The organism is Bradyrhizobium sp. SZCCHNR1051 (genome assembly GCF_032489615.1).
GTDB lineage: Bacteria > Pseudomonadota > Alphaproteobacteria > Rhizobiales > Xanthobacteraceae > Bradyrhizobium.
Genome location: NZ_JAUEYJ010000027.1, coordinates 1 through 20,900, shown reverse-complemented (window position 1 = coordinate 20,900; position 20,900 = coordinate 1). Strand labels below are relative to the sequence as shown.

General features: G+C 66.1%; 17 protein-coding genes and 1 tRNA gene. 8 read left to right on the top strand and 10 right to left on the bottom strand.

The features are described from left to right. Positions 1-27: 27 nt before the first annotated feature. From QW868_RS28585 to QW868_RS28575, 3 genes are all read right to left on the bottom strand, one after another. Positions 28-774, bottom strand: coding sequence for an ABC transporter ATP-binding protein (locus QW868_RS28585; protein WP_315739337.1), 747 nt, complete (start codon positions 772-774; stop codon positions 28-30). After that, on the bottom strand, positions 767-1,522 hold the full coding sequence (locus tag QW868_RS28580; RefSeq protein WP_315739336.1) for an ABC transporter ATP-binding protein: 756 nt from the start codon (positions 1,520-1,522) through the stop codon (positions 767-769). Before QW868_RS28580 ends, QW868_RS28585 begins: the two co-directional genes overlap by 8 nt. A 312-nt stretch (positions 1,523-1,834) precedes the next feature. Further along, complete coding sequence (locus QW868_RS28575) at positions 1,835-2,191, bottom strand: ArsC family reductase (RefSeq protein ID WP_315777446.1); 357 nt, start codon at positions 2,189-2,191, stop codon at positions 1,835-1,837. Between the two features lie 219 nt (positions 2,192-2,410). On the opposite strand from QW868_RS28575, the gene QW868_RS28570 reads away from it, so the two are divergent. Beyond that, entirely contained in the window at positions 2,411-2,605 is a 195-nt protein-coding gene (locus tag QW868_RS28570; RefSeq protein ID WP_315712501.1) for a hypothetical protein, read from the top strand. Between the two features lie 48 nt (positions 2,606-2,653). Here the strand turns inward: QW868_RS28570 and QW868_RS28565 are convergent, their stop codons facing one another. Beyond that, complete coding sequence (locus QW868_RS28565) at positions 2,654-5,962, bottom strand: DEAD/DEAH box helicase (RefSeq protein ID WP_316232085.1); 3,309 nt, start codon at positions 5,960-5,962, stop codon at positions 2,654-2,656. A gap of 114 nt (positions 5,963-6,076) precedes the next feature. Beyond that, a complete protein-coding gene (locus QW868_RS28560) occupies positions 6,077-6,667 on the bottom strand; it encodes a histidine phosphatase family protein (RefSeq protein WP_316232084.1) in 591 nt (196 codons plus the stop codon). 107 nt (positions 6,668-6,774) lie between these two features. Here QW868_RS28560 and QW868_RS28555 point away from each other — a divergent pair, with 107 nt between their 5' ends. Then, positions 6,775-8,403: a tyrosinase family protein gene (locus QW868_RS28555; protein WP_316232083.1), complete on the top strand. Its 1,629-nt coding sequence runs from the start codon at positions 6,775-6,777 to the stop codon at positions 8,401-8,403. After that, positions 8,400-8,804, top strand: a complete 405-nt coding sequence (locus QW868_RS28550) for a hypothetical protein (RefSeq protein ID WP_316232082.1) — start codon at positions 8,400-8,402, stop codon at positions 8,802-8,804. Before QW868_RS28555 ends, QW868_RS28550 begins: the two co-directional genes overlap by 4 nt. Before the next feature lie 30 nt (positions 8,805-8,834). Here QW868_RS28550 and QW868_RS28545 read toward each other — a convergent pair whose 3' ends face one another. Continuing rightward, complete coding sequence (locus QW868_RS28545) at positions 8,835-9,815, bottom strand: oxygenase MpaB family protein (RefSeq protein WP_316232081.1); 981 nt, start codon at positions 9,813-9,815, stop codon at positions 8,835-8,837. After that, on the bottom strand, positions 9,812-10,516 hold the full coding sequence (locus QW868_RS28540) for a glutathione S-transferase N-terminal domain-containing protein (RefSeq protein WP_316232080.1): 705 nt from the start codon (positions 10,514-10,516) through the stop codon (positions 9,812-9,814). Before QW868_RS28540 ends, QW868_RS28545 begins: the two co-directional genes overlap by 4 nt. Before the next feature lie 124 nt (positions 10,517-10,640). On the opposite strand from QW868_RS28540, the gene QW868_RS28535 reads away from it, so the two are divergent. Next, positions 10,641-11,018 (top strand): hypothetical protein, encoded by a 378-nt coding sequence (locus tag QW868_RS28535; protein ID WP_316232079.1) that lies wholly within the window; start codon positions 10,641-10,643, stop codon positions 11,016-11,018. 2 nt (positions 11,019-11,020) lie between these two features. Here QW868_RS28535 and QW868_RS28530 read toward each other — a convergent pair whose 3' ends face one another. Continuing rightward, the gene (locus QW868_RS28530) at positions 11,021-11,248 is read right to left on the bottom strand and encodes a hypothetical protein (RefSeq protein WP_315739326.1); all 228 of its coding nucleotides are present in this window, start codon (positions 11,246-11,248) and stop codon (positions 11,021-11,023) included. Positions 11,249-11,327: 79 nt separating this feature from the next. Further along, positions 11,328-12,407 carry an Acg family FMN-binding oxidoreductase gene (locus QW868_RS28525; protein ID WP_316232078.1) on the bottom strand — a complete coding sequence of 360 codons (1,080 nt, stop codon included), beginning with the start codon at positions 12,405-12,407 and terminating at the stop codon, positions 11,328-11,330. 1,141 nt (positions 12,408-13,548) lie between these two features. On the opposite strand from QW868_RS28525, the gene QW868_RS28520 reads away from it, so the two are divergent. Further along, positions 13,549-13,625, top strand: a tRNA-Ser gene (locus tag QW868_RS28520). Between the two features lie 173 nt (positions 13,626-13,798). Beyond that, on the top strand, positions 13,799-15,139 hold the full coding sequence (locus QW868_RS28515) for a TROVE domain-containing protein (RefSeq protein ID WP_316232077.1): 1,341 nt from the start codon (positions 13,799-13,801) through the stop codon (positions 15,137-15,139). Positions 15,140-15,197: 58 nt separating this feature from the next. Here the strand turns inward: QW868_RS28515 and QW868_RS28510 are convergent, their stop codons facing one another. Next, positions 15,198-16,202 (bottom strand): glycerophosphodiester phosphodiesterase family protein, encoded by a 1,005-nt coding sequence (locus QW868_RS28510; RefSeq protein ID WP_316232076.1) that lies wholly within the window; start codon positions 16,200-16,202, stop codon positions 15,198-15,200. Positions 16,203-16,397: 195 nt separating this feature from the next. Here QW868_RS28510 and QW868_RS28505 point away from each other — a divergent pair, with 195 nt between their 5' ends. Both QW868_RS28505 and QW868_RS28500 read left to right on the top strand, forming a co-directional pair. Further along, positions 16,398-17,777: a 3' terminal RNA ribose 2'-O-methyltransferase Hen1 gene (locus QW868_RS28505; RefSeq protein WP_316232075.1), complete on the top strand. Its 1,380-nt coding sequence runs from the start codon at positions 16,398-16,400 to the stop codon at positions 17,775-17,777. 8 nt (positions 17,778-17,785) lie between these two features. After that, positions 17,786-20,347 (top strand): polynucleotide kinase-phosphatase, encoded by a 2,562-nt coding sequence (locus tag QW868_RS28500; RefSeq protein ID WP_316232074.1) that lies wholly within the window; start codon positions 17,786-17,788, stop codon positions 20,345-20,347. Positions 20,348-20,900: the final 553 nt, after the last annotated feature.

Sequence of the window (20,900 nt, the reverse complement as noted above, 5' to 3'; positions counted from 1 at the left end):
CCGCCAAGTCAACGTCGCCGGCGCCGGTCAGACGCCGAGATAAGTATGCAGCTTATCCATGTTGGCCGACAGATCGGCATTGGCGAAACCGTCGATGACCTTGCCGTGCTCGACCACGTAATAGCGGTCGGCGACCGTCGAGGCGAAACGGAAGTTCTGCTCAACGAGAAGGATCGTGAAGCCTTCCTTCTTCAGCCGCGCGATGGTGTGGCCGATCTGCTGGATGATCACGGGCGCGAGACCCTCGGTCGGCTCGTCCAGCATCAGGAAGCTGGCACCGGTGCGCAGGATGCGCGCGATCGCCAGCATCTGCTGCTCGCCGCCCGACAGCTTGGTGCCCTGGCTCTTCAGCCGCTCCTTCAGGTTCGGGAACAGCTCGAAGATCTGGTCGAGCATGAGCCCGCCCGGCCGCACCACCGGCGGCAGCAGCAGGTTCTCGCGCACGTCGAGGCTGGCGAAGATGCCGCGCTCCTCCGGACACAGCGCGATGCCGAGCCGCGCGATCTTGTCGGAGGTCATGCGGATCAGCTCGCGCCCGTTGAACTGGACCGAGCCGGTGCGCTTGCCGATGATTCCCATGATCGACTTCAGGGTCGTGGTCTTGCCGGCACCGTTGCGCCCGAGCAGGGTGACGACCTCGCCGGCATTCACGTTGAAGTTCATGCCGTGGAGAATGTGGGATTCGCCGTACCAGCTCTCGAGATTCTTGACGTCGAGAATGGTGCTGGTCACAGCGCCAGCGGTGGGCGTCTTGGCCGTCATCACCTCAGGCATGTCCGGCCCCCAGATAGGCTTCCTTGACGCGCTCGTCCTTGGCGAGCTCCGAATACGGCCCTTCCGTCAGCACCTGGCCGCGCGTCAGCACGGTGATGGTGTCGGAGAGGTTGGCGACGACGCTGAGATTATGCTCGACCATCAGGATCGTGTATTTGGCGGAGATGCGCTTGATCAGCGCGGCGATCTTGTCGATGTCCTCGTGGCCCATGCCCGCCATCGGCTCGTCCAGCAGCATCATCTCCGGATCGAGCGCCAGCGTGGTCGCGATCTCCAACGCACGCTTACGCCCATACGGCATCTCGACCGCCGGAATGTTGGCGAATTCGCTCAAGCCGACGTCGTTGAGAAGCTCCAGCGCCCGATTGTTGAAGCGGTTCAGAACGCTCTTGGAGCGCCAGAAATCGAACGACGAGCCATGCTGGCGCTGCAGGGCGACGCGGACGTTCTCCAGCGCCGTCATATGCGGAAACACCGCCGAGATCTGGAACGAGCGGACCAGGCCAAGACGCGCCACGTCGGCCGGCGCCGTCGCAGTAATATCCTGACCCTTATAGAGAATCTTGCCGGCCGACGGCCGCAGGAACTTGGTCAGAAGGTTGAAGCACGTCGTCTTGCCGGCCCCGTTCGGGCCAATCAGCGCATGAATGGTGCCCCGGCGGATCTTGAGCGAAACATCGCGAACGGCAAAAAATCCCGCGAATTCCTTCGTCAATCCGTGGGTCTCGAGAATGAACTCGTCAGCCAAAGATTCCCCCCAAGCCGGCGCCTTCAGCGCCTGGCCCTCGCTTCTTCCTGTACGGCGGCTCTGCCGGACGACTGGACGATTCCTCGCCGCCACCCGCGACCGCTTCGCGCCGGAATATGCCGTCAATCGAGTGAGTTAGGCAAGGCGGAAAGCTGGGCAACGGCGTCGCAAGGCGGCCGACGCACCTTGCGTTGAAATCACCTGCGATTTCCCGCTGACATAGAAAATCATACCACCGGCATTTTCCTGCACGCGCGCGCTGCAAAGGCGGCGGCGCGGCCCGCGAGACGGCGCAGCGATGATCGTCTCCAACTACTTCGCGGCCTTCACGTCCTTTGCATAGAGATCCGGCTTGAAGCCCACCACGCGGCGGCCGCCGAGATCGAGAACCGGGCGTTTGATCATCGAAGGCTGCGCCAGCATGAGCGCGATCGCCTTGCTCTCGGTGAGTCCGTCCTTGTCCGCGTCGGGCAATTTCTTGAACGTCGTGCCGGCGCGATTGAGCAGCACCTCCCAGCCGAGCTCGTCGCTCCATGCCTTGAGTTTAGCCTTGTCGATTCCGGCGGTCTTGTAGTCGTGGAATTGGTAAGCGACGCCGTGATCGTCGAGCCAGGCGCGCGCCTTCTTCATCGTGTCGCAGTTCTTGATTCCGTAGATCGTGATGCTCATGCCACGCGTCCTCAAACAATCGTGTCCGACCGCGGCGGATGTCCCACGTTGCGACAATCGGCCGTGCATTTTGCCGTGCGATTCACCCGCTTTTGATGCGGCGGACGCCACTCGTTCCGCGGTCGGAATTCACTCCGACCTTTGCCACGAAACTGTCGGCTGAGCATTACATTTTCTTCGCATCCCCGGCGTATCTGGCCCACGAACAGGAGACCGCGAATGGGCAAGATCATGGTACGTTGTCCGCAGACCGGCCGCAGCATCGAGACAGGGATGGAAATGGACGCCGCGCGCTTTCAGCGCATGCCCGTGTTCTTCTCGCGTGCCTACTGCCCGCACTGCCGCATCTACCATGAATGGTTCGCCGCCCATGCCTGGGTCGAGGAGACGCGCGAGCGTATCGCGCTGGCTTGACCGCACTCAAGTTGACGGATGCTGGCCGCCACGCATCTCCACCCGACATCAAGACAGCAGAGCAGCGATATCCTCCTCCGTCAGCGCCTTGCCGATATTGCCCTCGCGATCGAACAGTGAATCAGCCAGCGCCTGCTTGCGCAGCTTGAGCTCACCGATCTTCTCCTCGATCGTCCCGGCCGTCACCAGGCGATAGACGAAGACCTTCTTGTCCTGGCCGATGCGATGCGCCCGGTCGATCGCCTGCGCCTCGACGGCAGGATTCCACCAGGGATCGTAGATGATGACGGTATCGGCTGCCGTCAGGTTGAGGCCGACTCCGCCGGCCTTCAGGCTGATCAGGAACACCGGGCTGTCTCCCCTCTGAAACGCCTCGATCGGCCGCTTGCGATCGCGGGTGTCGCCCGTGAGCAGCTCGTAGGCGATGTCAGCCGCCTCGAAACGCTCCTCGATCAGGGAGAGCATCGAGGTGAACTGCGAGAAGATGATGATCTTGCGCCCCTCGCTGAGCAGTTCCTCGACCATCTCAATCAGCCGGTCCAACTTGGCCGAGGGGCGCTCGACCTTGTCGTCGAGCTTCACCAGCCGCGGGTCGCAGCAGACCTGGCGCAGCCGCAGCAGCGCTTCGAGCACGACGATGTGGCTGCGCGCGAGACCACGTTCGTCAAGGGCTTTGCGCACCTTCTTCGCCATCGCCGCGCGGATCGAATCATAGAGATCGCGCTGCTTGCCGTCGATCGCGACGGTCTCCACGATGTCGACCTTGGCCGGCAGCTCGGACGCAACCTCCTCCTTGGTCCGCCGCAGCAGGAACGGCTTGACGCGGCGGGTCAGCGCCGCCGCCCGCATCGCATTGCCTTCTTTCTCGATGGGCGTGCGCCAGTTGCGCGTGAACGCGGTCTTGTCGCCGAGATAGCCGGGGTTGACGAAGCTCATGATCGACCAGAGCTCGCCGAGATGGTTCTCCATCGGAGTGCCCGTCAGGCAGAAGCGGTGGCTGGCCTTGATCGCATTGAGCCAGCGCGTCGTGGCGGCATTGGGATTCTTGATGGTCTGCGCCTCGTCGAGAATGGCCATGTGCCAGTCCCGTCCCAGGATGAGCTCATGGTCGCGCGCGATCAGCGGATAGGTGGTGAGCACGACGTCGTGCTCCGAAATCTGCGCGATCAGCTCCTTGCGAGCGGCGCCGTGGAACACCAGGACCTTCAGGTCAGGAACGAACTTGCTTGCCTCGTTGAACCAGTTCGTCATCAGGCTGGTCGGCGCGACGATGAGCACGGGCCTCGCCAGCGCGCCGCGCGCCTTCTCGAGCGCGAGCAGGGCCAGCACCTGGACGGTCTTGCCGAGGCCCATGTCATCGGCGAGCACGCCGCCGAGGTTGGCCTGCCGCAGGAGATCGAGCCAGGCGACGCCCTGCCGCTGATAGGGGCGCAACGTGGCGGTGAAGCCGGCCGGCAGCTTCAATTCATCCGGCCGATGCTGCCGCACCAGATCCGCGAGCCGGCGCAGATCATCGGGGCCCTTGAATGCGCCCGGATCGTGCGCCAGCAGCGGCACGAGCTGCGCACGAGACAGCTTGAGCTTGCCCGACGCATCCAAGCCGCCGCCGCTCAGCCGCATCGTCTGCAGCGCCAGCAGAACCGGCAGGAAGCGGCCGGCCGCGAGCGCCAGGTGTCGGCCGTCGGGCAGCGGCACATACATGTGCTTCGCGGTGGAGTCCGCGTCGGCCAGCGCGTCAACGATCCCGGGCTGCGCGAGCAGCCGCGCCAGCAGCTCGGCGAGATCATGCGGCTTGCCGTCGATGTCGATCTTGAAGCCGAACTCGAACCAGTCGATCCCGCTCCCTTCGATCTCCATGTCGATGAGGCCGGAGGACTCGGCCATCCGGAACGGGAAGGCATCATCGATCCGTATCTCGAATCCCTCCGCCCGCAATGCCTCGAGCTCGAGATGCATGAACTGCAGCCAGCGACCTTCGTCGGCGAAGGTCAGATCGTCACCGTGGCCACCGAAGCTGTAGGTCTGGACTTTCTTGAGCGGAACGAGGCCGAGATCGCTCAGCCGCTTGGACGTCTTTCGCTCGTCCGCCTTGGCCCGCGTGACGAGGTGTACCCGTCCGTCGTGGAACACCTCCATCCCGTTGGCGCTGCTCTTGGTCTCGATTTCGATCGGACCGTAACGGAAGGCCAGGCGGATCACGCCGAGTGGAAGCCCGCTGGTGTGGACGCCGCGGAAGCCATAGCCGGGATAAGGTCCGCGTCGCAGGTGCAGAACAGGCACCGGCTTGGCCTCGATCTTGACGACCTCGCTCGGCGGCGACGGCAGCAGGGCGCGATCGAGCGCGGGCAGCCGCTGGCTGAGACGCCGGGACACTTCGCCGATCAGCGCCTTCGGCAACGTCGGCGCGCTCAGCAGGTGATGCGCGGTTCGCGGATCTATACCGGGATCGGCCTCGCCGACGACGCCGCTGTTCTCGTCGGCATAGATGGGCGGCTCGGCATGCAGGGCCGTCAGACCATCGACCACGAGCCTTGCGCCGATGCCTCGCAGGCCGACCGGCTGCCATTCGATGCGGCCGCCGCGGATGTCGCCCCAGCGCAGCAGCGGCCCGGTATGATCGCGCCAATACGCCCGGCCGGTCTCGACGATTCGCTTCAGCAGCGCGGCAGAGCCGATCCGGAACGCCCATTGTCCGTCGAGATAGACTTGATGTCCAAGCCACGCCGCGATCGCGATGTCGATGTCGCGATAGAACGCCGGCGCATGCGCGGCACTTGTCCGCAGTTGATCGACCTTCGCGAACGCGGAGGCAAAGCTATCGTCCTTGCCCAGCCGGACCGACCACAGACGGACGACCGGAAAAGGTGCACCTCCCGGCTCGGAATGGGGCTGCACGCCATAGATCAACCTCTGCCTCACCGCGGGGGGATAGCTATCGCCACGGCTGACCGCGCCGATCTTGTTGAGCCACGCGCTGATCTCTGGCGGCAGCACCACTGTGCCCGCCTGCCCTGCTGTCTTTCCCGCCGCCCTTGGCGGAGTCCCCTGATCCAGGTCGTTCTCCGACGGCTCGATGGCTTCGAGCAGAACCGCCGCAACGTGCTTGCAATTGTGCTGCATCGGGCACGTGCATGTGCCGGATACGTCCAAGCGCCCGTGCTGGTCCCGCTCCAGCCTGATCTCGACCTCATAGGGCCAGGATTGCGATCCCTGCACCGAGGCCGCCAGTTCCCGGCCGTCATCGCTGATGTCGAGATCGAGAACCCCTCCGCGAAGCTGAATATGCTCGGCCTTCTGAAAGGCGGCATGGCCGAAGAAGGACCGGATGGCCTGGGGCCTTTTGAAAGGAAGCGGCATGCATTGTAATCCGGCGAACGCGATCGCGCGTTCGACAGACCCATTTACCACGATCCGGGCGGCAGCATCGCGCCGCACCCTCTTCCCTGGGGATAATATCTCCGGCTTGGTGGTTCACCCGTCGTTCGGATCGCTCTGCAGCGGCTTGTCGGAATCCCCCGGCATCAGGCAGGGATAGAGCTCGCTGAACGTGAATTCCGCCCCGCCGTCGGCGCGATCGAACCGCAGCACCACATCGAAGCGTTTGCCGGACCAGTGGGTCGGTAACTGGCTTTCATTGCTCACCGGCAGCCGCGGCAGGATGTCGGAGATGATCGCCTTGTGCTCCCAAGCCACCAGCACGGTGCCGGACAGCGATAGCAGGGCTTCGACCAGCGCCGCCTCCTGCCCCTTCGCAAAGGACGTGTTCGGCTTGTCGAGGCCGACGCGCGCAGCCAAATCGAGCACCGTCTCATAGGGCCGGCGGCTCGGGTCGGAGCCGTCCTCGGCGGTGTCGGGATCGGCGGCATAGACCGCCTGCGGTGTCGGATAATCCGTGCCGCCCAGTCCGCTGCCGAACAGCGCCGTCCAGGCCCCTGCCCGCTCCCAGCCGAAGATCACCAGCGACTTCGAGTCCGGCTGGCCCTCGTGGGTCAGGCCCGGGCCTGTCGCGTCGCCGTCCGGCTTCTCTGCATGGCGGATGATCAGCAGCGTCAGCGCGTTCATCGGCAAACCTCTCAGGTGGCATCATACATCCATCACACGCAATTGCTACTTGAGATTGCAAGCGCGAGACCGCATCATGGCGCTTTTCCAACCAGGATTCATTTCAGATGAGCATGGGATTGCGACAGACCCGCCGGACATTCCTGGCGACGGCCGCGATGGCCGCAGCCTCCACCGTCATCTCGCCGAGGCCGAGCCGCGCCGCCGCGAAATATCGCCGCCACAACGTCACCAGCGCGGAAGGCCAGAAGATGCTGGCGAGCTACGCCAAAGGCGTCGCCGCCATGCTGCAGCTTCCCGCAAACCATCCGCAGAACTGGTTCCGCAACGCGTTCATCCACCTGATGGACTGCCCGCACGGCAATTGGTGGTTCTACGTCTGGCATCGCGGCTATCTCGGCTATTTCGAGCAATCGATCCGCGCCCTCAGTGGCGACGACGATTTCGCGCTGCCCTATTGGGACTGGACCGAACTGCCGGAGATTCCCGCCGGCATGTTCGACGCCGTACTGACACCGACCGACCGCGCGTATCAGCCGTTCACCGGGAATCTCGCGGTCTTCACCTCGTTCATCAAGCCGGCGCTGACGGATTACTGGAACAGCCTGTCGAAGGATCAGCGCGGCCAGCTCGAGATCCGCGGCTACAAGTCGATCGACGATCTCTGGAACGACGTCACCGGCTTCTCGCCGTCCGCCAATGCCGGCATCTCCGGCAATGAGGCCTTCGCCACCACCTGCGCCTCACGCTATCTGTCACGCGACAATCCGAAGCTCGACGCCAAGACCACCTACGACGTCTCGCCCTTCGTGATCATGGCGGGCCTGCTGCCGACCGACTTCTACAACGTCGACAATTATCTGAGCTTCACCAGCTCGAAGACCGCCTCGCACAACACCCAGCCGAACGGCGCGACCAAGTTCTCGACCTTGGAAGGCCTGCCGCACAACAAGGTCCACAACTACATCGGCGGCGTCGGCCCGCTCGATCCCGGCCCCTACGGCAACATGACCAACTTCCTGTCCCCGGTCGACCCGATCTTCTTCCTGCATCATTCGAACATGGACCGGCTCTGGGATGTCTGGACGCGCAAGCAGCAGCGGCTCAAGCTTCCCTACCTGCCGCAGGGCGCCGACCTGAAGACGTTCTCCGACGAGCCCTTCCTGTTCTATGCCGACGGCAAGGGCGGCTACGTCGGCCCCAGCAAGGCCGACGACTACATCTCGACCGATCGCTTCGACTACGACTATGCGCCGGGCTTCGGTGAGGACATCGTCAATCCGCCCGCGGTCGCCTCGGCGCCGCAGGCCAAGCCGCAGCAGGGCTCGGTCAAGGCCAATGTGGGCACGGTGAGGATCCCCGGCGATGCGCTCGAAGCGCATCTGGCGGCAGCGCGGCCGCAGCCGCTGATGGCGCAGATCACGCTGCCCCGCCCGAGCGGCTATTCGACTGTGCGCGAGTTCGACGTCCTGGTGAACGCGCCCGCCAACGTCACCAAGGTCACGGCTGACAGCCCATATTATGCAGGCACCATCGCCTTCTTCGGATCGATGATGCCGGGCATGGCCATGACCATGGATGCGACCTTCGCGGTGCCGCTGCCGACCAAGCGAGAGGCCTTCTCCGCCCTGCGGGCCGCGCCCAACCAGCCGCTGAGCATCCGCGTCGTGCCCTCGGGCGGCGTCGGCGCTGCGCCGACGCTGAAAGCGCTCTCGGTCGGACCGCTGCGCCCATGAACGGGAGGCGCGCCGCGCTGCGAGCCTGCGCCGTGCTGCTATGTGCCGTGCTGCGGCCGGCCTCGTCCTTGGGGGCGGAGCCGTTCAGAGCCATCGATCTGGTCCTGCCGCGGCCATTGGATGCGAGCGACGCTCCAGTCGTCGAGATCAGCCTGGGCGCACTGGGGCGAGGCCAGGAGGTGACGGTGACGACGGCGTCCGGGATGCCGCTCGGGACCATCTCGCCATTCGGCCTTCGCACTGGTGCGGAGGCCGGCACCTACGCGCTTCCGGTGCCGAAGGAGGCGATCAAGAGTGGACGGCTGTCGATCCGTCTCAGCATCAGCCAACCCGGCGGCAGCCGCGCGCCGACGCCGCAGGAGGTTCGCGGCATCACGCTCAAGCTCGCTCCACGGCCATGATCCGTCGTCTGCGCCGCAAGCGCGCCGGCCTCAGACCGTTCCGCTCCGCGCACGTTCTGCACGCTGTTCGAACGGGCTGCCCATGCTGGGCTGTCCGATCCAGACACGGTTGAGCAGCCGCGTGAACGGCGGACACGTCGTCCCCTCGATGCGCGCCATCGCCTCCTGATAAGGGCCGACGGTGCGCAATCTCTCCGGCAGCACCGCATAGGCGCGCGGCAACCAGACTCGAGCTCGCGCGGCGCTGCGGCGTTCGCGCTCGCCATAAGGCAGCCCGAACGCAAGCCGCAGCCGCTCCGGCAACATCTCGGCCGTCAGCGCCGTGAACCAACGCGGCGGTGCGATCCAGGTCGCCTCGCCCGAGAAGATGCGCTGCGCGATGTCGCGCGCGGCCGTGCTGACCGTCAGCGTCTCCGATTCCATCATGTCGGCCGCATAGGCCTTGAAAGCCCCCCAGTCCGGCGGCAGCACCTCATGCGGAATCCCGAACAGACCGGCGAAGCGCATCGCCTCACGCCAATATTGCTCGCGCTCGTCATCGCCGAGCGGCGGACACAACAGGCCGTAGGACATCATCGCAGTCTCGACCAGGGTGGCATGGACCCAGCGCAGCGCGTCGACGTCGTTGGCGCGATAGTGCGAGCCGGCCACGAACGGTCCGACCGTCTCAGGCATGACGCCGTCGACCGCGGCGTGACGCCGATACAACCGCCGCGCCACGGCAACCGCCTGCGCGCGCGTGCCGAACACCATGGTGTAGACGATGCCGAAGGTGCGGTGGAAACGGCCGAGCGGATCGGCGAACACCTTCGACTGCTTGGCAACGCCCGCCGCCACCCAGGGATGGGCGAGCTGCAACAGCAGCGCGCGGCCTGCGCCGAGAAACAGCGCGGCCTCGCGATGCACGCGCCACATCACGCTGTCGGACGGCAGCACGCCGTCGCCCGGCGTGGCCGGCGCGGACAGCAGCTCGGCCATGCAACGTTCGAAATCGGCCTCGCTGACGATCACGGCCGCTGCGGGATCTCCAGCCCGCGCTGTACCGCCGGCCGCGCCAGCCCGCGCTCGAGCCAGGCCGGAACATGCGCGAACTCATCGAAGGCTGTGAGCTCGCGCGCGCCGTAGAAGCCGATCAGGTTGCGCACCCAGCCGAGCGTCGCGATGTCGGCGATGGTGTAGTCGGCGTCCATGATCCACTGCCGGCCATCAAGCCTGTCGTCGAGTACGCCGAGCAGCCGCCTGCTCTCCGCGACATAGCGCTGCAACGGCCGCTTGTCCTCGTACTCGCGGCCGGCGAATTTGTGGAAGAAGCCGAGCTGCCCGAACATCGGACCGATGCCGCCCATCTGGAAATGCACCCACTGGATCGTCTGCCAGCGCCGCGCCGGATCGTTCGGCAGGAATTTTCCGGTCTTCTCGGCAAGGTACTGCAGGATTGCGCCGGATTCGAACAGGCCGAGCGGCTGGCCGCCGGGACCGTCGGGATCGATGATCGCGGGAATCTTGCCGTTCGGATTGAGCGAGAGGAATTCCGGGGTCTTCTGGTCGTCCTTGCCGAAATCGATCGTGTGCGGCTCGTAGGCCAGGCCCGTCTCCTCCAGCATGATCGAGACCTTGACGCCGTTCGGGGTCGGCAGCGAATAGAGCTGGATGCGGTCGGGATGCTGCGCCGGCCAGCGCGTGGTGATCGGGAAGCTGGAGAGATCGGACATCGTGGCTCTTGCTCGCTTTGTCGCTGAGGCCTCAATCTAACCCCGTGAGCCGCCGCTGCAAGGTTCGATGCGGAACCGCATGCGGCCGACGGTCTTATGTTGCTGCATCGTGCAGAAAGCCAGCATGCCGAGCCCGACCTACCAGTTGATCATGCAGGCGATGATCACACGCCAGCAGGTGCTGTGCATGTATGGCGGCTTCGCCCGCGCGATCTGCCCGATCATCCTCGGCCACACCGCCGGCCGCGAGCGCGTGCTCGCGTTCCAGTTCGCGGGCGGCGCGAGCAGCGGCCTGCCGCCGGGCGGCCAATGGAAGTGCTTCGATGTCGCTGACATCAGCAAGGTCGAGCTGCGCCAGGGGCGCTGGCATTCGGGGCGCAGCCACCGCCAGCCGCAATACTGCGTCACCGACGTCGAGCTCGACGTCAATCCGAACAGCCCCTACGACCCGAAACGACCGATCGCGACGCCGCAGAGCCGTAAGCTTCGGCGGAAGCGCTGACGCTACTGCGGCTCGCGCAGACGCACGCGCAGCAGCGCCGGAAGCTTCGACGTGGCGTCATGCTGCGCGAGCTTCGCCGCGACCCGGCGCATCAGCGACGACGCGCCCTGCTTGGCAAACACCTTCATGCCGCGATAGCTGAAATCGACCACCACTTCATGATGGCGCATGCCCTTGCCGCCCTTGACCAGGCCAAGGTCGCGCACCAGGCAATAATGCCCGTCGCTCATGCGTGCAAATCGGGTGTTCTCGAACATGCAGCGAAGCAATGCACCGAGTCGCAAATCCGTCAAGATTGACAGGAACGACTCATGAACTCAGCACATCGGCAACGCGTCGCCGCGGCGAGAAGGGCAGCGCCGGCCCGTAGCCGAAGCGCAGCACGAGATCCGGCCGCCGTGTCGTTCCGACCACGCGCGCCAGCTCTGGCCGCAACGCGGCCACTTCGACCGGCTGGTTGATGAAGGCGAGCTTCAGGCCCAGCCGCGTTGCTTCGAGCGCGAAGCGCTGGCACGCCTGCCCGGCCCTGATCCAATGCGAGGCATCGGCCTGCTCGGCGGTGAATACGGCGACACCGGCCGATGAGCGAATCTGCCGCGCGTATTTGTCGTTCTCCGATGCTGCATTGAAGAGCCGATCGAAGGCGAGGCCACCGAGCGCGGTCGGCAATGACGGGTTGCCGCTGGCAGCCGCGAACAGCCCGTCGCCGGTCTCGATCGCGCTGCGCGGATTGAACCGCAGCCAGCTCTTCAGTTCGCGCATGAACGCCGCATCGCGCATCTGCGCATCATTGCCGGCGACGACGAGATCGCGGATGGCGGCGATCGCTGCGGGAGCCGTGATGATCGCGAGATCGACGCCTGGCATGGTTGACGCGGCCTGCAGCGCGGCGAGATCGCCTGGCGGCACTGGTCGTCCGTCATACTCCGCGCGCGTCGACTGTCTGCGGACGATTGCCGCAAGCCGCGCATCGTCATGCGCCGTGCCGTTCGTGAAGCTGTACCGCACCGTCCGGCCGTCGCTGCTGAGCTCGCCCGGACGGCCGCTCGCATCCGCGGCGATCGCGAGATTGGCGGCCGCGCAGCCCAGGCTGACGAACAGATGATGGTCGTCCGGATCGACCACCGGCGTGCGGCGTGACGGATCGGGCATGATCTCGATCGCATCCTGCGCTACGCGAAAGCGCCAGGGCTGCGTGTTGTGGCTGTTGGCTGCAAGCGTCGCGTAGCGGATCACCGAAGTGATATCGGGCGACAGCGGCGCGCGCAGTCGGGCGCTATACGTCTCATAGTCGTGCATCGTCCCCGTGATCGCGCGCCAGGATGCAGCGCCGAGCATGGCGGCAGCAATCGCGCTCCCCGTTCCTAACAATACCGTTCGCCGGTTCATAGCAAACACGCCTGCATGTTCCGCTGCAATCGAGCCAAAGATGACAATACGCCGGCATCGCATCGGCGCGTTGTTGCAGATCAAGGCCGCCGCAGTCGGCAAAAAAGTTCGAAGACACGCTGTTGACAGCCCCAACAAAGCGGCGTATGTCCCGCGGCCTCGCGAGCGACTGCGCCCGCGACAAACATGAGCGAGACGATGTCCTTCGGCTACGAACACTTCATCCGCACGTCCAACGGCGTCATGCCGGTGGATGGCGCACGCCATGCTCGGGGGAGCGGTCTTGCTTGAGGCAAGATCAACAGTCCGCATCACACGGACCCTCCCGAGCCAGCCGCTCCGGAGGGTTTTTTGTTGCCCTCACGCGAGCGGCCTGCACGGCGAAACCAACGGAAGTCCCGGCTGTCAGCCGGAACGGGAGACCCGGATCCCGGGGCTCGCGCAGGTGATGCGCGTGCCCGAGCGCGCGGGGCCTGTCGGAGGGAACGAGGCGGCAACGCCGGACACCGATGGCAGAGCGAGCTTCCTTGGAGCTCGCAACATGCGGCGCAAACGCGCGCCGCAGACAAGCTATTTGAATTCCCGGTCGTTCGCGGCCGGGAGCTGCTGGTGGTGAAGGTGTCGGCTCCTTCGTACCATTGGTGATGCGGGTTCGAATCCCGCCTATGGCGTCACGTACCGTGGAGGCGGCCATGCGAGGGCCGTCGAGTCGCGGGTTTCGGTTGTTCTTCTTTCGGATGACCTGCGTTGGCGTCATTGATCGCCGAGACCGCCTGTTCCCCAGCATGCCATCAACGCCACTCGGCGACCGCCGGGCGGGCAAGGCGGTGGTGAAGATGTCTGTTACTTCGTTGAAACCGAGCGCCCCATTGGGGCAGCAACAGCATCGCCTATTCCCCGCCGACCGCATCCACGAGCCGTGGTGAAGACGACTGTTACTTCGCCTTCCACGCCAGAGGTCGCGGGTTCGACTCCCGCCCGGCGCCATGCCGGTAGCTCAGAGGTCAGAGCGCTGTCCGGTCCATCAGCGACCGGGTCTCAGCCGTCGCCTGTTCCCGGCTCGTGATCCATCTCAACTGATCGTCTTCGAACAGGCGGTCAGATCGTTGCGGCGCAGACGTCTGCTGCGCCACCTTCTTCCACGTGCCGTGGTGAAGAGTGCTGATACTTCGATTGCTAATCGAGAGGTCGTGGGTTCGAGTCCCATCCGGCGTTCCATGCGCCGGTAGCTCAGCGGCAGAGCACTATCCGCTCCACGCGAGTGGAGCGGAGCTCAGCATTCGCCCGTTCCCTGCGCGTGGTCATCTGTGACGCGTGGTCTCCGCACGAGATCACGCGTGACGTCCCTTCCACCCGTCATCAACCAAGATCAACCCAGAGAGGAGGCCATCATGGTCAGGCTCAACAAGTTCCTGCGCGCCTTCACCCATGAGGGTGCGCCGTCCCGGCAGCTCGCGCCCGAGCAGGCACTGCAGCGTACGCTGCTGAGCTGCCTGCTGTGGGAGGACCAGTTCTACGAGGACGGTGTGTCGGTCGCCGAGCGCATCAAGGCGCTGGTGCCGCAGGTCGCGCCGCGCGAGGCGGCGCAGCTCGCGGTCCGCGCGCGCGAGGAGATGAAGCTGCGGCACGCGCCGCTGCTCGTCGCCCGCGAGATGGCGCGGCTGCCGGAGCACCGTGCGCTGGTCGCCGAGACGCTGGCGCGCATCATCCAGCGGCCGGACGAGATGACCGAGCTGCTCGCTATCTATTGGGCGGACTCGCTGGGTCCGCAGCAGCAGCGCAGGCGGCAGCCGGTGTCGGCGCAGGTCAAGAAGGGGCTGGCGAAGGCGTTCACGAAGTTCGACGCCTATCAGCTCGCGAAGTATGACCGCGAAGGACCGGTGCGGCTCCGCGACGTCCTGTTCCTGGTGCACGCCAAGCCCAGGGATGCCGCCCAGGAGGCGGTGTGGAAGCAGCTCGCCGCAAGCGAGCTGCCCTCGCCCAACACCTGGGAGGTCGCGCTGTCGAAGGGCGCGGACAAGCGCGCAAGCTTCGAGCGGCTGCTCGCCGAGAAGCGGCTCGGAGCGCTGGCGCTGTTGCGCAACCTGCGCCTGATGCGAGAGGTCGGGGTGCCGCGGGCAACCATCGCGGCCGCGATCGAGACGATGCGGACGGACAGGATCCTGCCGTATCGGTTCATCACGGCGGCGCGGCATGCGCCGGACTTCGAGCCCGAGCTCGAGCAGGCGATGCTGGGCGCGATCAAGGGCTACGCGCGGCTGCCAGGTCGCACGCGGCTCCTGATCGACGTCTCGGGATCGATGTTCGCAAAGCTGTCCGCGCAGTCAGAGATGACGCGCGCGGAGGCTGCGTGCGGGCTCGCGATCCTCGCCCGCGAGGTCTGCGACGAGGTGGAGATCTTCACGTTCAGCGACAAGATCGTGAAGGTGCCGCCGCGCCGTGGCTTTGCGCTGCGCGATGCGATCCTCGGGTCGCAGCCGCATTCCGGGACCTATCTCGGCCGTGCGGTCGGCGAGATCGACCGCAAGGGAGACCGCCTGATCGTCTTCACCGACGAGCAGAGCCACGATGCGGTGCCGTCGCCCAAGGCGCGCGGGACCATGGTCAACGTGGCGTCGTACCAGCACGGGGTCGGTTACGGACCCTGGACGCGGGTCGACGGCTTCTCCGAGGCCGTGATCGCCTGGATCGCGGCGCAGGAGGAGACGCTGCGAGGCGCCACCCTGCACTGACGACAACGGACCCGGACGCGTCACAGACGCGCCCGGGTCCCCTTCCCATGCTGCGCGGTTACGGCCGGCTCGATTGATCTCTTTGCGGAGCGTGCTTCAGGAGCGGCGCCACCGTTTCGATCTCGTCCGTCATCACGCCCCCAGCGAAGTTCTTGGGCAACTGGGCGATGTCGTCCGGCGAATCCAGTCCGGTGGAGAATGTCTCGCCATGATAGGCACCGACCACGAAGACGCTGCTTCCTCCTTGTGCCATGCGCTCGAGGAAACGGTCTGGCCAGCCCCAGAGCCACGGCGCGACATTGACCGGGACCAGCACCATCATGTTCCGGCATGCGGACGGCACCAGCCCCGTCCAGCCATATCCGATATATCGCAGCAGGCAGCTCTTCAGCATGCCGCGCGACATCACCTTCAGCCCCGGCTGCGCCGCCCTGAGCGCCGCGATCGGCGCATCGCCACCATACACCATCAGCCGCCCGCGTTGCGCAGCGTCGATCGGTGCAAGTGCCGCGGCAAGCAGCCGGCCTTCCGCCGGATCATTGCTCTTGACGTTGATCAGGAACGACTTGTCCGGAAAGGTCGCGAGCACGTCGTCCAGCGACGGCATCAGGCCGACGCCCTTTCCGCGGAATGGATAGGTGCGGCCGCCATCGGCGGTGTAGCCATAACCGATGTCGAGCTGCCGCAACGCCGTCATCGCATGCTCGCGCGTGACGCCCTTGCCATCGGTGCGACAGTCGAGCGTCCAGTCATGGAACACCGCGAACTGGCCATCGGTGGTTGGGTGCACGTCGAATTCCACGATATCGGCGCCGGCCAGGAAGCTCGCGCGCATGGAGGCGATGGTGTTCTCGAGATAGTCATGCGTCGGCGGCAGCATCCGCGCCGCAGTGCAGGTTTCGCTCGTCAGGCCGGTGCGATCGAACTGCTGTGACACACCTCGATGAGCCAGGAGATGCAGCCGCCCAGCCTCCTTTGTCACCTGCAGATTGGCGTTGTTGAAGAACATGAAGCCGGCGCAGATCAGCACCAGCAGCCCGGCGATTTTCAGGACTCTGCTCATGCGAAGTCAATTCCATGACGATTCGAGCCGAATTGCGTCCCTGCCCTCGTTCTCCGCAAGAGTCGTCCTGCGGAGATGGCGTACCTTTTGTCCAGCGCTCCCAGATCCGATGCGAAAGCGAATGCGAGAACGGCCACCGCCAAACTTTGGCTTCGAAGCACTGGATCGTTGTTTCCTCATCCGGTATCTGACCTCATGTACCTGTCCATCGCCACCACCCATCAGCCCGCCACCGATCTCGGCTACCTACTCAACAAGCATCCGGAGCGGCTGCACGAGCTCGCGCTCACCTATGGCAAGGCGCTGATCTTCTATCCCGAGGCCAGCGAGAGCCGCTGCGAGGCGGTGCTGATGCTCGACGTCGATCCGATCGGGCTCGTGCGCGGCAAGGGGCAGAGCGATGGCCTGCTCGACCAATATGTCAACGACCGCCCCTACGCGGCGTCGTCCTTCCTCTCTGTCGCGCTCAACAAGGCATTCCGGACCGCGATGAACGGCGTCAGCAGCGCGCGCCAGGAGCTCGCCGACAGCGCCATTGCGCTCGAGGCGGTGGTGACGCCCCTGCCCCTGCGCGGCGGCGAAGCCGTGCTGCGGCAATTGTTCGAGCCGCTCGGCTGGCAGGTCGATCTCGCCGCGATCCCGGGGCCGCAGGGCGACGCGTCGAGCCGCTACGTCCGGCTCACGCTGCGCGGCACCGCGCGGCTCAGCGCGCTCCTCAATCATCTCTACGTGCTGATCCCCGTGATGGACGACGCCAAGCACTATTGGGTCGGCGACGAGGAGATCGACAAGCTGCTCAAGCGCGGCGAAGGCTGGCTCGACACGCATCCTGCGAGGGAGCTGATCGTGCGCCGCTATCTGCGCCACCGCGGCGTACTCGCACGCGCGGCTTTGGAACGCCTTGCGCCCGAGACGCAGGACGACGCGCTGGAGCCGGAGGCGCGCAGCGAGTCCGAGGACACGCTGGAACGGCCGATCCGGCTCAACGACCTGCGGATGGAAGCGGTCGTCGACGCGCTGCGCACGAGCGGCGCCAAGGCCATCGCCGACCTCGGCTGCGGCGAAGGCAAGCTGCTGCAGCTCCTCGTGCGTGAGCGCTGGGTGACCCGGCTGATCGGGCTCGATCCTGCCGCGCATGAGCTGGAGCGCGCGTCCAGGCGACTGAAGCTGGGATGGCCAGGCGGCCCGCCCGAAGGCCGCGTCACGCTTCTCCACGGCTCGCTGACCTATCGCGACGACCGCTGGGCCGGCGTCGATGCCGCTGCATTGGTCGAGGTGATCGAGCATCTCGATCCCGACCGGCTGCCGCTGGTCGAGCGCGTCGTGTTCGGTGCAGCGCGTCCGCGCGCCGTGATCGTGACCACGCCGAACGCCGACTACAATGCGCTGTTTTCGAGCCTGCCCGCAGGCCAGTTCCGCCACCGCGACCATCGCTTCGAATGGAGCCGTGCCGAGTTCGCCGCCTGGGCCGAGCGCATCTGCGCAGCCTTCACCTATCAGGTCGCCTTCTCCGGTATCGGCCACCATGACGAGACCTTCGGCGCGCCGACCCAGATGGCCGTCTTCACCCGCTGAGCAATTCCATGAACATCGACATCCCCGACTTCTCGCTGGTCGTATTGATCGGCTCGACCGGCTCCGGCAAGTCGACCTTCGCCGCCAGGCATTTCCTGCCGACCGAGGTGATCTCCTCGGATCACTGCCGCGCGCTGGTCGCGGACGACGAGACCGATCAGAGCGTCTCCGCCGATGCCTTCGACATCGTGCGCGAGATCGCAGGCCGACGCCTCAAGCATCGCCGCCTCGCGGTGATCGACGCCACCAATGTGCGCCCCGCGGACCGCAAGGGCTGGATCGAGCTGGCGCGCAAATGGCATGCGCTGCCGGTCGCGATCGTGTTCGATCCCGGCATCGACATCTGCATCGACAGAAACCGGACACGGCCGGAGCGCACTTTCGGCGGGCCAGTCGTGCAGCGCATGGTGTCGGAGATCCGCCGCGGCCTCGGCGGCCTGCAGCGCGAGGGCTTTCGCCAGGTGTGGAAGCTCGACAGCGTCGAGCGGATCGAGGCCGCCACCCTCACGCGGCAGCCGCTGTGGACCGACAAGCGCCACGACGGCGGGCCGTTCGACATCATCGGCGACGTCCATGGCTGCGCCGATGAGTTGCAGGCGCTGCTGGCGAAGCTCGGCTATCAGGTCACATGGACCGAGGCCGGGGGCGATCGCGCGGTCACCGTGACGCCGCCGGCCGGCCGCAAGGCCGTCTTCGTCGGCGATCTCGTCGATCGCGGCCCGCGCTCGCCGGATGTGCTGCGCATCGTCATGAGCATGACGGCCGCGGGCACCGCCTATGCCGTGCAGGGCAATCACGACCGCAAATTCCAGCGCTGGCTCGCCGGCCGCAAGATCACGATCGCGCACGGCCTGCAGGCCACGATCGATCAGCTTGCGAAGGAAAACCGCAGCTTCCGCGACGCGCTGCCGTCGTTCCTCGACGGCCTGCGCAGCCATGTCTGGCTCGATGGCGGCCGGCTCGCGGTCGCGCATGCCGGGCTGAAGGAGGAGATGATCGGCCGCGGCTCCGGCGCGGTGCGCGAGTTCGCGCTCTATGGCGAGACCACCGGCGAGATCGACGAATTCGGCCTGCCCGTGCGCGCCGACTGGGCCGCGAACTATCGCGGGACGACCAGCGTGGTCCATGGCCACACGCCGGTGCTCAACGCGGAATGGGTCAACAACACGCTCTGCCTCGACACCGGCTGCGTGTTCGGCGGACGCTTGACCGCGCTGCGCTGGCCTGAGCGCGAGATCGTCGATGTCGAGGCCGAGCGCGTCTGGTGCGAGCCGGTGCGTCCGCTCGCCGCCCGTGCCGGCAGCGCTTCGGCCCAGGCCGAGGCCGACCAGTTGCTCGATATCGCCGACGTCAGCGGCCGGCGCTGGATCGACACGACGTTGCTGAACCGCGTCGTCGTCGCCGAGGAGAACGCCGCCGCCGCGCTGGAGGTGATGAGCCGGTTCGCGCTGGCGCCGCAATGGCTGGCCTATCTGCCGCCGACCATGTCGCCGTCCGAGACCAGCGCGCGCGAGGGCTGGCTGGAGCGGCCCGAGGAAGCGTTCGCGCATTTCCGCGACCGTGGCGTCGGCGAGGTCGTGTGCGAGGAGAAGCACATGGGCTCGCGCGCGGTGATCGCGCTGTGCAGGAGCGCCGAGGTGGCCAGAGCGCGCTTTGGTGTTGGCGGCGGCGAGCGCGGCGCGATCTGGACCCGCACCGGACGCGCCTTCTTCAACGACGCCGCGATGGCCGAGGCGCTGCTGGCGCGGCTGCGGCTGGCCTTCGACGAATCCGGCTTGTGGCAGGAGCTGCAGTCCGACTGGGCTCTGCTCGATGCCGAGATCATGCCGTGGTCAGCCAAGGCCGGCAGCCTGATCGAGAGCCAGTATGCCCCGGTCGCGGCGTCCTCGGTCGCCGGCCTCTCGGCGGCGGCGGATGCGCTGGATCGCGCCGCCGCGCGTGGCCTCGATGTCGCAGCGCTCGGCGATCACGTCCGCGACCGGGTGCAACGTGCCATACGCTATGGCCGGGCCTGGGCGCCCTACATCTGGCCGGTCTCGGGCGTCGATGATCTCAAGGTCGCGCCGTTTCACCTGCTGGCCAGCGAAGGCCGGGTCTGGTTCGACCAGGACCATGTCTGGCACATGGGCCTCGCCGACCGGCTGGCGGCCGTGTCGACATCCGTCGTCACCCGCACGCAATGGCGGACAGTGGCGCTGGCGGACGACCAGGCCGTCGCCGACGCCATCGCCTGGTGGGAGCAACTCACCGAAGGCGGCGGCGAAGGCATGGTGGTGAAACCGCGCAGCTTCGTCGCACGCGGCCCGAAGGGCCTGATCCAGCCGGCGCTGAAGGTGCGCGGATCAGAATATCTGCGCATCATCTACGGCCCGGAATATGATGCGCCGGAGCACATCGTCCGGCTGCGCCAGCGCAGGCTCGACGGCAAGCGCAAGCTGGCCTTGCGCGAGTTCGCCCTCGGCCACGAGGCGCTCACGCGCTTCGTCGCCCGCGAGCCGCTGCGGCGCGTGCATGAATGCGTGTTCGCGGTGCTGGCGCTGGAGAGCGAGCCGATCGACCCGCGGCTTTGAGCGCCATCACTGCATCACACGCCGCGCGGTGGTCACCGGAGAGCGGTGCGGTCCTTCATCAAGGCGAAGCTCAGCGCTGCCCGTCGGGCGACTCACAGGCCCGGACTTGCGGCGACCAGCCGCAGCCGCGACGTCGGAGCAGCCTCGTGCGGACTCACGCAAAGACCTTTTCCGCCAACGCTCTCAATGCGTTCGCCGGCGCCAGTCATGAGCCGGCAAGATTCCTCTTTCGCTTTTTCGGAATTCATGAAACAGTGGGCCTGTCTCGCCTCACCAAGAGGGGCGCTTCGCGATCGTCACGAACGTGGAGGCGGGATGCGATGGGCGCAGCTCTGCCGCAGCATGGTGTTGCCGTGCGGACGAACGGCAGGATGCGCCGGCGAAATCGTGTGGTCCTGGCCTCCCGATGCTGAGGTCAAGCCGGCTGAGATGATCAGCAGGCGACGGGGGCAACAAAGCCCGGTCCCCGAGGAGAGCGCGTATAAGGTGCGCCGTGGAAAGGCGCGGTTCTTGAGAGGGTGAAAGTCCCTTCCGGCAAATGTCGTTCCAGCCG

What these genes read in the sequence shown, in the direction of transcription:
- QW868_RS28585 (WP_315739337.1), bottom strand. Translation starts at nt 774, where the DNA reads ATGCCTGAGGTGATGACGGCCAAGACGCCCACCGCTGGCGCTGTGACC.
- QW868_RS28575 (WP_315777446.1), bottom strand. Translation starts at nt 2,191, where the DNA reads ATGAGCATCACGATCTACGGAATCAAGAACTGCGACACGATGAAGAAG.
- QW868_RS28570 (WP_315712501.1), top strand. Translation starts at nt 2,411, where the DNA reads ATGGGCAAGATCATGGTACGTTGTCCGCAGACCGGCCGCAGCATCGAG.
- QW868_RS28565 (WP_316232085.1), bottom strand. Translation starts at nt 5,962, where the DNA reads ATGCCGCTTCCTTTCAAAAGGCCCCAGGCCATCCGGTCCTTCTTCGGC.
- QW868_RS28560 (WP_316232084.1), bottom strand. Translation starts at nt 6,667, where the DNA reads ATGAACGCGCTGACGCTGCTGATCATCCGCCATGCAGAGAAGCCGGAC.
- QW868_RS28555 (WP_316232083.1), top strand. Translation starts at nt 6,775, where the DNA reads ATGAGCATGGGATTGCGACAGACCCGCCGGACATTCCTGGCGACGGCC.
- QW868_RS28550 (WP_316232082.1), top strand. Translation starts at nt 8,400, where the DNA reads ATGAACGGGAGGCGCGCCGCGCTGCGAGCCTGCGCCGTGCTGCTATGT.
- QW868_RS28540 (WP_316232080.1), bottom strand. Translation starts at nt 10,516, where the DNA reads ATGTCCGATCTCTCCAGCTTCCCGATCACCACGCGCTGGCCGGCGCAG.
- QW868_RS28535 (WP_316232079.1), top strand. Translation starts at nt 10,641, where the DNA reads ATGCCGAGCCCGACCTACCAGTTGATCATGCAGGCGATGATCACACGC.
- QW868_RS28530 (WP_315739326.1), bottom strand. Translation starts at nt 11,248, where the DNA reads ATGAGCGACGGGCATTATTGCCTGGTGCGCGACCTTGGCCTGGTCAAG.
- QW868_RS28525 (WP_316232078.1), bottom strand. Translation starts at nt 12,407, where the DNA reads ATGAACCGGCGAACGGTATTGTTAGGAACGGGGAGCGCGATTGCTGCC.
- QW868_RS28515 (WP_316232077.1), top strand. Translation starts at nt 13,799, where the DNA reads ATGGTCAGGCTCAACAAGTTCCTGCGCGCCTTCACCCATGAGGGTGCG.
- QW868_RS28510 (WP_316232076.1), bottom strand. Translation starts at nt 16,202, where the DNA reads ATGAGCAGAGTCCTGAAAATCGCCGGGCTGCTGGTGCTGATCTGCGCC.
- QW868_RS28505 (WP_316232075.1), top strand. Translation starts at nt 16,398, where the DNA reads ATGTACCTGTCCATCGCCACCACCCATCAGCCCGCCACCGATCTCGGC.
- QW868_RS28500 (WP_316232074.1), top strand. Translation starts at nt 17,786, where the DNA reads ATGAACATCGACATCCCCGACTTCTCGCTGGTCGTATTGATCGGCTCG.